This window comes from Streptomyces sp. NPDC127119, from assembly GCF_042677425.1.
Classification (GTDB): domain Bacteria; phylum Actinomycetota; class Actinomycetes; order Streptomycetales; family Streptomycetaceae; genus Streptomyces.
The window spans coordinates 1-11,415 of record NZ_JBHXTO010000206.1 but is presented as its reverse complement, the minus strand read 5'-3'; the positions used below and the strand labels follow the sequence as shown (position 1 = coordinate 11,415).

10 protein-coding genes are annotated in these 11,415 nt (G+C 72.2%); 7 read left to right on the top strand and 3 right to left on the bottom strand.

The genetic code is table 11. The annotated features are described in order from the left end of the window. Positions 1-203 precede the first annotated feature (203 nt). The 3 genes from ACFVH5_RS41515 (at position 204) to ACFVH5_RS41505 (ending at position 3,621) form a co-directional block, all read left to right on the top strand. Entirely contained in the window at positions 204-1,052 is an 849-nt protein-coding gene (locus ACFVH5_RS41515) for a GNAT family N-acetyltransferase (protein ID WP_385838868.1), read from the top strand. Positions 1,053-1,216: 164 nt separating this feature from the next. Beyond that, a complete protein-coding gene (locus tag ACFVH5_RS41510; protein WP_385838867.1) occupies positions 1,217-1,795 on the top strand; it encodes a GNAT family N-acetyltransferase in 579 nt (192 codons plus the stop codon). Between the two features lie 128 nt (positions 1,796-1,923). Beyond that, positions 1,924-3,621 (top strand): proline--tRNA ligase, encoded by a 1,698-nt coding sequence (locus ACFVH5_RS41505; RefSeq protein WP_385838866.1) that lies wholly within the window; start codon positions 1,924-1,926, stop codon positions 3,619-3,621. Between the two features lie 101 nt (positions 3,622-3,722). Here the strand turns inward: ACFVH5_RS41505 and ACFVH5_RS41500 are convergent, their stop codons facing one another. Genes ACFVH5_RS41500 through ACFVH5_RS41490 form a run of 3 tightly spaced genes read right to left on the bottom strand, consistent with a single transcriptional unit; the run spans position 3,723 to position 5,736 of the window. Beyond that, complete coding sequence (locus ACFVH5_RS41500; RefSeq protein WP_385838865.1) at positions 3,723-4,616, bottom strand: aminoglycoside phosphotransferase family protein; 894 nt, start codon at positions 4,614-4,616, stop codon at positions 3,723-3,725. Positions 4,617-4,651: 35 nt separating this feature from the next. Next, positions 4,652-5,182 (bottom strand): ferritin-like domain-containing protein, encoded by a 531-nt coding sequence (locus ACFVH5_RS41495; RefSeq protein WP_385838863.1) that lies wholly within the window; start codon positions 5,180-5,182, stop codon positions 4,652-4,654. After that, positions 5,179-5,736: a hypothetical protein gene (locus ACFVH5_RS41490; protein WP_385838862.1), complete on the bottom strand. Its 558-nt coding sequence runs from the start codon at positions 5,734-5,736 to the stop codon at positions 5,179-5,181. Before ACFVH5_RS41490 ends, ACFVH5_RS41495 begins: the two co-directional genes overlap by 4 nt. Positions 5,737-5,943: 207 nt before the next feature. Here ACFVH5_RS41490 and rimP point away from each other — a divergent pair, with 207 nt between their 5' ends. From rimP to infB, 4 genes are all read left to right on the top strand, one after another. Continuing rightward, positions 5,944-6,459: a ribosome maturation factor RimP gene (gene rimP / locus ACFVH5_RS41485; RefSeq protein ID WP_107021740.1), complete on the top strand. Its 516-nt coding sequence runs from the start codon at positions 5,944-5,946 to the stop codon at positions 6,457-6,459. A 2-nt stretch (positions 6,460-6,461) separates the two neighbouring features. Continuing rightward, a complete protein-coding gene (nusA, locus tag ACFVH5_RS41480; protein ID WP_384816280.1) occupies positions 6,462-7,532 on the top strand; it encodes a transcription termination factor NusA in 1,071 nt (356 codons plus the stop codon). 124 nt (positions 7,533-7,656) lie between these two features. After that, the gene (locus ACFVH5_RS41475; protein WP_189775353.1) at positions 7,657-7,953 is read left to right on the top strand and encodes a YlxR family protein; all 297 of its coding nucleotides are present in this window, start codon (positions 7,657-7,659) and stop codon (positions 7,951-7,953) included. A 146-nt stretch (positions 7,954-8,099) separates the two neighbouring features. Then, positions 8,100-11,282 (top strand): translation initiation factor IF-2, encoded by a 3,183-nt coding sequence (infB, locus tag ACFVH5_RS41470; protein WP_384816276.1) that lies wholly within the window; start codon positions 8,100-8,102, stop codon positions 11,280-11,282. Positions 11,283-11,415: the final 133 nt, after the last annotated feature.

Sequence of the window (11,415 nt, the reverse complement as noted above, 5' to 3'; positions counted from 1 at the left end):
GTCCTCAAACGCCGGACGGGCTGGTTCTCCAGCCCGTCCGGCGTTTGAGGACAAAGGGGGTGAGGGGCGCAGCCCCATGCAGTGACGGGAAGGGCAGGGGCGGCGGGGGCGAGGCAAACCCCACCCACCCCATCGGTCGGCACGCCACATATTCGCCAGGTACAGTGCGGAGATCAGCAGACCTGATGGTGAAGGCCCCGCACGTGTTGACGCAGACGACCACCAGAGTCCTCGAACCGAGCGACCTGGACGCCGCGCTCGCCGTCCTCGACCGCGAGCCGGTGGCGAACGCCTTCGTGACCTCCCGCGTCCAGGTCGCCGGCCTGGACCCCTGGCGCCTCGGCGGCGAGATGTGGGGCTGGTACGAGGACGGCATGCTCACGTCCCTCTGCTACGCGGGCGCCAACCTCGTCCCGATCTGCGCCACCCCCCGCGCCGTACGCGCCTTCGCGGACCGCGCCCGCAGGGCGGGCCGCCGCTGCTCCTCCATCGTCGGCCCCTCCGACGCCACCGCCCAGCTCTGGCGCCTGCTCGAACCGAACTGGGGCCCCGCCCGTGAGGTCAGGCCGCACCAGCCCCTGATGGTCGCCGACCGGCTCCCCGCCGGCATCGCCCCGGACCCGTACGTCCGTCGCATCCGCAAGGACGAGATGGAGACGATCATGCCGGCGTGCGTGGCGATGTTCACGGAGGAGGTCGGCGTCTCCCCGCTCGCGGGCGACGGAGGCCTGCTCTACCAGGCGCGGGTCGCCGAACTCGTCGGCTCCGGGCGCTCGTTCGCCCGCGTCGACCGCGACGGCCGGGTCGTCTTCAAGGCGGAGATCGGCGCCGCGACCCACCAGGCCTGCCAGATCCAGGGCGTCTGGGTCGCCCCCGAGTACCGCGGCCAGGGCTACGCGGCCCCCGGCATGGCGGCGGTCCTGCGCTACGCCCTCGCGGACGTGGCCCCCCTGGTCAGCCTCTACGTCAACGACTACAACACCGCGGCCCGAGCCACCTACCGCAGAACGGGCTTCCAGGAAATAGGCGCCTTCATGAGCGTCCTGTTCTGAGCGCCGCCCGGCCCCTGGAGGGGCGCAGCCCCGTCCAGGGGCGCGGGGAACTGCGCGACCGGCCACATCCGGGCCCGCCCCGACCAGCCACATCCGGCCCGACCCCGACCAACCAGAGCCGGGCGCAGCCCACGCGGTGGAGACCCCCAGGTAGTCTCCGGGTCATGCTGCGCTTCCCCGGTCAGCCCGGTCAGGGCCCCCACACCCCCGACGACATCGTCATCGGCCCCCTGGACCTGGCCGCCCGTATCGACGAGGCGCTGAACGTCCAGGCCGTGGCCTTCGGGCTCGGCGCGGACGAGATCGCCGTACGACGCCAGATCGTCCTCCGGCACCTCACCTTCCCCGGCGCCCGCGCGCTCGGCGCGACCACCGCCGACGGACGCCTCGCCGGCTTCGTCTACGGCATGCCCAACGACCGCGCGCACTGGTGGTCCACCGTCGTCGAGCCCTATCTGCGCGGGCGGGGACACGACGGCTGGCTGGACGACTCCTTCGTGATCACCGAACTGCACGTCCACCCGGACTTCCAGAACCGCGGGGTCGGCCGCGCCCTGATCACCACGATCACGGACAGCGCCGCCGAACCGCGCTCGATCCTCTCCGCGATCGACAAGGAGAGCCCGGCCCGCGGCCTGTACCGCTCGCTCGGTTACGAGGACCTGGTCGTCCGGGTCCTGTTCCCCAGCGCACCGAAGCCGTACGTGGTGATGGGCGCCCCGCTGCCCCTCAGACGCCGCTGACGGACCCCTCCGCCGGGCCCCTCACCGGACCCCCGTCCGCCACCTCTGTCGCCGAAACGGATTTCCGGCGACGGCGGCCCCCCGGCTAACCTCCAAGCACCACCCTTACGCAGCAGGAGTCGAGAACCATGGCCCAGGTCCAGCGCATGTCCCGTTTGATGGTCAAGACACTGCGTGACGACCCGGCGGACGCCGAGGTGCTCAGCCACAAGCTCCTGGTGCGCGCCGGTTACGTCCGCCGGACCGCCGCCGGCCTGTGGTCCTGGCTGCCGCTGGGCAAGAAGGTGCTGGCCAACGTCGAGCGGGTCGTCCGCGAGGAGATGGACGCCATCGGCGCCCAGGAGGTCACCCTCCCCGCCCTGCTGCCGAAGGAGCCCTACGAGGCGACCGGCCGCTGGGAGGAGTACGGCCCCGAGCTGTTCCGCCTCAACGACCGCAAGGGCGGCGACTACCTCCTCGGCCCGACCCACGAGGAGATCTTCACCCTCCTGGTCAAGGACCAGTGCACGTCCTACAAGGACCTGCCCGTCATCCTCTACCAGATCCAGAACAAGTACCGCGACGAGGCCCGCCCCCGCGCCGGCATCCTGCGCGGCCGCGAGTTCCTGATGAAGGACTCGTACTCCTTCGACACGGAGGACGAGGGCCTCGCCGAGTCGTACGCCCTGCACCGCGCCGCGTACCAGAAGATCTTCGCGCGTCTCGGCCTCGACTACCGCATCTGCGCCGCCACCGCGGGCGCCATGGGCGGCTCCAAGTCCGAGGAGTTCCTCGCCCCGGCCGCGGCCGGCGAGGACACCTTCGCCGACTGCCCGAACTGCGACTACGCCGCCAACACCGAGGCGGTCACCTACGCGCTGAAGCCCGTCGACGCGGCCGGGGTCCCCGCTTTGGAGGAGATCCCCACCCCCGAGACCCCGACCATCGAGACGCTCGCCGCGTACCTGGAGGTCCCCGCCTCCGCCACGCTGAAGAACCTGCTGGTCAAGGTGGCCGGCGAGATCGTGGCCGTCGGCGTCCCCGGCGACCGCGAGGTCGACCTGGGCAAGGTGGAGGCGCACTTCGCCCCCGCCCCCGTCGAGCTGGTCACGGCCGAGGACTTCACCGGCCGCGCCGACCTCGTACGCGGCTATGTGGGCCCGCAGGGCCTGGAGAAGGTCCGCTACCTCGCCGACCCGCGTGTGGCCCCCGGCACCGCCTGGATCACCGGCGCCAACCAGGACGGCGTGCACGCGAAGAACGTCGTCGCGGGCCGTGACTTCGAGGTCGACGAGTACGTGGACGTGGTCGTCGTGCGCGAGGGCGACCCCTGCCCCGCCTGCGGCACCGGCCTCAAGCTGGACCGCGCCATCGAGATCGGCCACATCTTCCAGCTCGGCCGCAAGTACGCCGACGCCCTCCAGCTCGACGTGCTCGGCAAGCAGGGCAAGCCGGTCCGCGTCACCATGGGCTCGTACGGCATCGGTGTCTCGCGCGCGGTGGCGGCGCTCGCCGAGCAGCACGCCGACGAGCAGGGCCTGGTCTGGCCCGCCGAGATCGCCCCGGCCGACGTCCACGTCGTCGCGGCGGGCAAGGCCCTCCAGACCGAGCTGGCGCTCGACGTCTCGGAGAAGCTGGGCGCGGCGGGCGTACGGGTGCTCGTGGACGACCGCGCGGGTGTCTCGCCCGGTGTGAAGTTCACCGACGCGGAACTCATCGGCGTACCGAAGATCCTGGTGGCCGGCCGGCGTTCGGCCGAGGGCGTCCTGGAGCTGAAGGACCGCCGCACCGGCGAGCGCGAGGAGCTGTCCGTGGACGAGGCGATCACCCGCCTCACGGCGAAGTAGTCCGCAGGGCGGGGCCGTCCCTGAGCGGGCGGCCCCCCGGGCCTAGGGCCTGTCTGACAATTCCCGCCTGCCGGGCGACGACGGGAATTGTCAGACAGGCCCTAGAGCCACGCCGCGAACTCCAGCAGCAGTTCGGCGTCCCGCGGCCGGCCCACCCGCCGGGCCCGTACGCCCGACTCCACGGCCCGGAACAGCGTCCAGCCGCGCAGCCGTTCCTGGTCCAGGTCCAGGGACTCCGCGAGCCGCTTGATCCGCCGGCGGGTGGTGGAGCCCCCGGACGGCGAGGCGATCAGGTCCTCGACCCGGTCGCGGACCAGCCGGGCCAGGTCGAAGGCGCACTCGCCGACCACCGGGTCGGGCCCGACGGCCAGCCAGGGACTGCGTTCGCCGGCCAGGACCTTGCTCTGGCGGAAGGTGCCGTGCAGCAGGTGTGCCCGCGGCGGCGACGCCAGCAGTTCCTCACGGACCGCGAGGGCCGCGTCGACCAGCGGCACCGCCTCCGCGTCGGCGCCCGCCCGCATCGCGTCGGCCTGCCGTCCGGTTCGCTCGGCCACCGTCTCGAAGACATGGTCCGAAGGCGGCTCGACCCAGAGCCGGCGCAGCGTCCCGGTCGCCTCCAGCATCGACTTCGCCTCCGGCAGCGACCGCACCGACACATCGGGATGCAGCCGCTCAAGCAGCAGTACGCCCTCGGCACCGGCCGGCTCCAGAAGACGTACCGCGCCCAGGCCGTCCCAGTGCGCCAGCGCGGCGCGCTCGCTCTCCGGGCGGGCCCTGGCCGGTGCCAGCTTCAGTACGGCGGGGGTGCCGTCCGCCAGCCGGACCAGGATCACCAGACTGCCGCGCCCGCCGGGAACCTGCACACGCTCCACGGTCGACCCGCGTAGCGCGACCGCCCGCTCGGCCGCCTCGGGCAGCTTCGCCAGCCAGTCGTCACCACCCGGTGCCGCCTCGCCGAGCGCCCTGACCAGACGCCCCGGCGGTTCGAAAGCCATGCGCGAGTAGTTCCCTTCCCGGTACGGGTGTCCTGCTACGGCTGTCCCGTCGTACGTGACGAGGTCGGTGTCGCCGACGTGGTGGCGGTGGCCGACCGCTCGGCGAGACCAGGGAAGGCTACGCTCTCGCCGCGCCAGCGCACCGCGCGCACCGCTGCGTCCCGCAGGGCCTGTGCCGCGGCCTGCCGCCGGTCGCCCCCGGCGGCCCGGACGAGGTCGGAGTACACCCCGGCCACGCGGTCCTCCAGCTCGGCGGCGAGCCGCAGGGCGGACTCCGCGTCCGGGACGGTGAAGGGCAGCTCGTAGGCCGCCGCCGCCGGTCCGGGCCTGCCGCCGAGGTCGCGCACCGTGCGGGCCAGCTCGTCACGGCGGGCGCGGTGCGCGTCGTAGGCGGCCCGTGCCTCGGTTTGCCGTGCCTCGCCGATACGGGCGCCCACGACCCCGTAGCCGTACACGGCGGCGTGCTCGGCGGCGAGCGCGGCCTGCGCGGCCGTCAGCTCCGCCGACGCCTTCGCGGCTGCCCTCGTCCGGGCCCCGCTCGCTCCAGTCCTGCCGGAACCGCTCACTTCTTGTCCTCCGTCAGCAGGAACGCGTGCGCCGCGCCGGCCGCCGCCACCGAGGCGAGCAGCCGGGCCAGCTCTCCCGGCACGTCCGCCAGGGCCTTCATCCGCCGGTCCGCCAACGCGCGCTCGGCCGCGGCGAGTTCACCGCGGGCATCCTTCTCCATGACCGGCACCTCGGGGGAGCCGGAGGCGGAGGGGGAAGACGCGGTGGGTGAAGCGCTCGCGGAAGCGCCGGTGGAGGGCTTCGCCCGCTTGCCGCCCCCGAACGCCTCGGCGTGCCGCACGACCTCAGCGAGCAGCGGTGACAGCCGGGCGTCCAGCGCGGGATGCGCGGCGAGCACGGCCTCGTACCGCCGCGCGAGCTGTTCGCTGTCGCGGGCCGCACGCGCGCGTGCCCGCGCGGCGGCGGACGAACTCCCGCTGGTGGTCCCGGAGGCGGAGTCGGAGCCGGAGCAGCCGACGAGCAGCGCGGAACCGGCGGCGGCTCCGGCGGCCCCGGCGAGCAGGCTCCTTCGGCGCGGTCCCGAGGGGGTGCGCGACGGCAGGGTGAACGGCACGGCAGACGTCCTCGTCAGGGCTCGTACGAACGAAATGGGCGGCAGACCCTTGATCACGGTACCCGCGTACCGCCCCGGGGCCCACCAGCGGCGCCGCCCCGTCGTCGGGCGGGACACGGTGGACGGCAACACCCCTTGGGACCGGATACCCTTTGACCTGACACGCGACCTACCCACAACAGCACACGCGGCCGAGGAGTCACCCGGATGAGCACCACCCAGAGCGAGAGGCTGCGAGAGCTCCTGGAACCGCTCGTCAGCTCGCAGGGACTCGACCTCGAAGAGATCGAAGTGGACTCGGTGGGCCGTAAGCGTGTGCTGCGTGTCGTCGTCGACTCCGACGAAGGAGCCGACCTCGACGCGATCGCCGATGTGAGCCGCGCGCTCTCGGCGAAGCTCGACGAGACCGACGCCATGGGCCAGGGCGAGTACACCCTTGAGGTGGGAACCCCCGGCGCCGAGCGCGAGCTGAAGGAACACCGTCACTACGTACGGGCCACCGGCCGACTCGTGAAGTTCCAGCTGGGCGACAGCGACGAGCTGATCGCGCGGATCATCACGGTCGACGACGAGGGCGTGGACGTGGAGGTGCCCGGCGTGAAGGGGCGCAAGCCCACCGCCAGGCGGCTCGCCTTCGAGGACATCGCCAAGGCGCGCGTCCAGGTCGAGTTCAACCGCAAGGACAAGAAGGACGAGAAGGACATGGAAGAGGAGGAGGCGTAGCCGTGGACATCGACATGAGTGCCCTGCGGGGCCTGGTACGGGAGAAGGAGATCTCCTTCGACCTGCTGGTCGAAGCGATCGAGTCGGCCCTCCTCATCGCCTACCACCGCACCGAGGGAAGCCGCCGTCACGCGCGCGTGAAGCTCGACCGGGAGACCGGCCATGTGACCGTGTGGGCGAAGGAGGACCCCGCCGACCTGGAGGAGGGGCAGGAGGCACGCGAGTTCGACGACACCCCGTCGGACTTCGGCCGGATCGCCGCCACCACCGCCAAGCAGGTCATCCTGCAGCGTCTGCGGGACGCGGAGGACGACGCGACGCTCGGCGAGTACGCGGGCCGGGAGGGCGACATCGTCACCGGTGTCGTCCAGCAGGGCCGCGACCCGAAGAACGTGCTCGTCGACATCGGCAAGCTGGAGGCCATCCTGCCGGTGCAGGAGCAGGTCCCCGGTGAGTCGTACCAGCACGGCATGCGGCTGCGGTCGTACGTCGTCCGCGTGGCGAAGGGAGTCCGCGGTCCGTCCGTGACGCTCTCCCGCACGCACCCGAACCTGGTCAAGAAGCTCTTCGCGCTGGAGGTGCCGGAGATCGCCGACGGGTCCGTCGAGATCGCCGCCATCGCCCGCGAGGCCGGCCACCGCACGAAGATCGCCGTCCGGTCCACCCGGTCGGGGCTCAACGCCAAGGGCGCCTGCATCGGCCCGATGGGCGGCCGGGTGCGCAACGTGATGGCCGAGCTGAACGGCGAGAAGATCGACATCGTCGACTGGTCGGACGACCCCGCGGACATGGTGGGCAACGCGCTCTCCCCGGCCCGGGTCTCCAAGGTCGAGGTCGTCGACCTCGCGGCCCGGTCCGCGCGCGTGACCGTCCCCGACTACCAGCTGTCGCTGGCGATCGGCAAGGAGGGCCAGAACGCCCGCCTCGCCGCCCGGCTGACCGGCTGGCGCATCGACATCCGCCCCGACACCGAGCAGACCGGCGAGGACGGCGGTGACCGGCCCGACGAGCGCCGCGAATACCGGCGTGACGATCGCCGGGACGAGCGGCGCGAGGGCCGGTCCGGGGAGTGACCCGGGAATAGACCCGAGCCGCGAGTGGTTTGGATCACGGCGGTTTCACGACAGTTTTATGCGCGGCAACTGTTCGATACTTGCCCCAAAGGGGTGAGGTCGGTGCAGGGAGGTAGACTTAACAGTGTCTGGCCGGACGCATGCCCGAGCATGCCCTGAACGCACCTGTGTGGGGTGCCGGGAGCGAGCGGCCAAGACCGATCTGCTGCGTGCTGTGGCGGCCGAGGGCGAATGCGTCCCCGATCCTCGCGGTACGCTGCCCGGCCGGGGTGCGTATGTACACCCCGCCCTGGTCTGTCTGGACCTGGCGGTCCGCCGCCGGGCGTTCCCACGGGCGCTGCGTGCCCCGGGTCAGCTCGACACAAAGGCGTTGCGCCTGTACGTCGAGCGGCAGACAGTTGCTGAGCAGGCAACACCGTAAGACGTGTCGCACGGATCCCCGTGCGGCCCTGGTACCCCGCGAGTTGGAAGTAGGTCGAGATTGCGATGAGCACTCGATGAGCACGCGATGAGTACGCCCATGAAGTAGCGACGGTCCGGACGCAACCCGGACCTAAAAGGAGCGAAGTGGCTAAGGTCCGGGTATACGAACTCGCCAAGGAGTTCGGGGTGGAGAGCAAGGTCGTCATGGCCAAGCTCCAAGAACTCGGTGAATTCGTCCGTTCGGCGTCCTCGACGATCGAGGCGCCCGTAGTACGCAAACTGACCGACGCCCTCCAGCAGGGCAACGGCGGCGGCAAGCCCGCCCCCCGCAAGGCCGCGCCCGCCAGGCCCGGCCCGGCCCAGGCCGCCCGTCCGGGTCCGGCCGCCCCGCGCCCGCCGGCCCCGAAGCCGGCCGCCGCGGAGAAGCCCGCGGACACCACGGCCCCGGCGGCTCCCGCCGCCCCGGCCTCCGGTACGCGTCCGACGCCGGGCCCCAAGCCCGCGCCGAAGCCCGTCCCGGCGTCCCCGGCTCCGGCCGCCCCCGAGTTCACGGCGCCGCCCGCGGCTCCGGTGACTCCCGCCCCGGCCGCGAACCCGCGTCCGAGCGGTGCGCGTCCCGGCGCCCCGAAGCCCGGTGTCCGTCCGGCAGGCCCCGCACAGGGCGGCCAGGGCGGTCCCGGCCAGGGCCGTGGCGAGCGTCCCGAGCGCGGCGGCGACCGCGGTGACCGTCAGGGCGCCCCGCGTCCCGGCGGCCAGGGCACGCGTCCCGGCGGTCGTCCCGCAGGACCGCGTCCCGGCAACAACCCGTTCACCTCCGGTGGCTCCACCGGCATGGCACGTCCGCAGACGCCCCGTCCGGGCGGCGCACGTCCCGGCCCCGGCGGACCCGGTGGTTCCGGTGCTCCGGGCGGCGCTCCGCGTCCCCAGGGCGCGGGCCAGGACCGTGGTCCCCGTCCGCAGGGCGGCCCCGGCGGCGCCCCGCGTCCCGGTGGCGGTCCCGGCGGTGCCCGTCCGACTCCGGGCGGCATGCCCCGTCCGCAGGGCGGTCCCGGTGGCGCTCCGCGTCCCGGTGGCGGTCCCGGCGGAAACCGTCCCAACCCCGGCATGATGCCGCAGCGTCCGGCTGCCGGCCCGCGTCCCGGCGGCGGTGGCCCCGGTGGCCGCGGTCCCGGCGGCGGAGGTCGTCCCGGTGGCGGTGCCGGTGGCGGTCGTCCCGGTGGCGGCGGCTTCGCAGGCCGTCCCGGTGGTCCCGGTGGCGGCGGCGGTGGCTTCGCGGGTCGTCCCGGTGGTCCCGGTGGCGGTGGCGGCGGTTTCGCCGGCCGTCCGGGTGGTCCCGGTGGCGGCGGCGGTGGCCGTCCCGGCTTCGGTGGTCGTCCCGGTGGTCCCGGTGGCCGTGGTGGCACACAGGGCGCCTTCGGCCGTCCCGGTGGTCCCGCGCGTCGCGGTCGCAAGTCGAAGCGGCAGAGGCGCCAGGAGTACGAGGCCATGCAGGCCCCGTCGGTCGGCGGCGTCATGCTGCCTCGCGGCAACGGACAGTCCGTCCGCCTGTCGCGCGGTGCCTCGCTCACCGACTTCGCCGAGAAGATCGGCGCCAACCCGGCGTCGCTCGTCGGCGTGATGATGAACCTCGGCGAGATGGTCACTGCCACGCAGTCCGTCTCGGACGAGACGCTGAAGCTCCTCGCGGACGAGATGAACTTCGTCCTTGAGATCGTCAGCCCCGAGGAGGAGGACCGCGAGCTTCTCGAGTCCTTCGACATCGAGTTCGGCGAGGACGAGGGTGGCGAGGAGTTCCTCGTCGCGCGTCCGCCGGTCGTGACCGTCATGGGTCACGTCGACCACGGTAAGACCCGCCTTCTCGACACCATCCGCAAGACGAACGTCGTCGCGGGCGAGGCCGGTGGCATCACCCAGCACATCGGTGCCTACCAGGTCGCGACCGTCGTCAACGAAGAAGAGCGTCGCATCACCTTCATCGACACCCCGGGTCACGAGGCGTTCACCGCCATGCGTGCACGTGGTGCGAAGTCGACCGACATCGCGATCCTCGTGGTGGCGGCCAACGACGGTGTGATGCCCCAGACGATCGAGGCGCTGAACCACGCCAAGGCGGCCGGTGTGCCGATCGTGGTCGCGGTCAACAAGATCGACGTCGAGGGTGCCGACCCGACCAAGGTGCGCGGTCAGCTCACCGAGTTCGGTCTGGTGGCCGAGGAGTACGGCGGCGACACGATGTTCGTCGACATCTCCGCCAAGCAGGGCCTCAACATCGAGAGCCTGCTGGAGGCCGTGGTCCTCACCGCGGACGCCTCGCTCGACCTGCGGGCCAACCCGGAGCAGGACGCGCAGGGTATTGCGATCGAGTCCCACCTCGACCGCGGCCGTGGTGCCGTGGCGACCGTCCTGGTCCAGCGAGGCACCCTGCGGGTCGGCGACACCATGGTGGTCGGCGACGCGTACGGCCGTGTCCGCGCGATGCTCGACGACAAGGGCGAGAACGTGGAAGAGGCGGGTCCCTCGACCCCGGTCCTCGTCCTCGGTCTCACCAACGTCCCGGGCGCCGGCGACAACTTCCTCGTCGTCGACGAGGACCGCACGGCCCGCCAGATCGCCGAGAAGCGCGCGGCGCGTGAGCGCAACGCCAACTTCGCCCGGCGCGGAGTCCGGTTCTCCCTGGAGAACCTGGACGAGGCCCTCAAGGCCGGTCTGGTGCAGGAACTCAACCTCATCATCAAGGGCGACGCGTCCGGTTCGGTGGAGGCTCTCGAGTCCTCGCTGCTCCAGCTCGACGTCGGTGAAGAGGTCGACATCCGTGTCCTGCACCGCGGTGTGGGTGCGGTCACCGAGTCGGACATCGACCTGGCGACCGGATCCGACGCGATCGTCATCGGCTTCAACGTCCGCGCTGCGGGCCGCGCGGCGCAGATGGCGGAGCGCGAGGGCGTCGACGTCCGCTACTACTCGGTGATCTACCAGGCCATCGAGGAGATCGAAGCGGCCCTCAAGGGCATGCTCAAGCCGGAGTACGAAGAGGTCGAGCTCGGTACGGCGGAGATCCGCGAGGTCTTCCGCTCGTCCAAGCTGGGCAACATCGCCGGTGTGCTTGTTCGCTCCGGCGAGGTCAAGCGCAACACCAAGGCGCGGTTGCTGCGCGATGGCAAGGTCATCGCGGAGAGCCTCAACATCTCCGGTCTGCGTCGCTTCAAGGACGATGTCACCGAGATCCGCGAAGGGTTCGAGGGCGGTATCAACCTCGGCAACTTCAACGACATCAAGATCGACGACGTCATCGCGACGTACGAGATGCGGGAGAAGCCGCGCGCGTAACGCCTGCGGCTTGGCTTGACCGTGTGGGGTTGGCCGACGGGAACTGTTTCCCGTCGGCCGACCCCCACGGGGTTTTTCGCCCCCGCCGCCCCTACCCGTCCCGTCACTGACTCGGGGGCCAGCCCCCGAACCA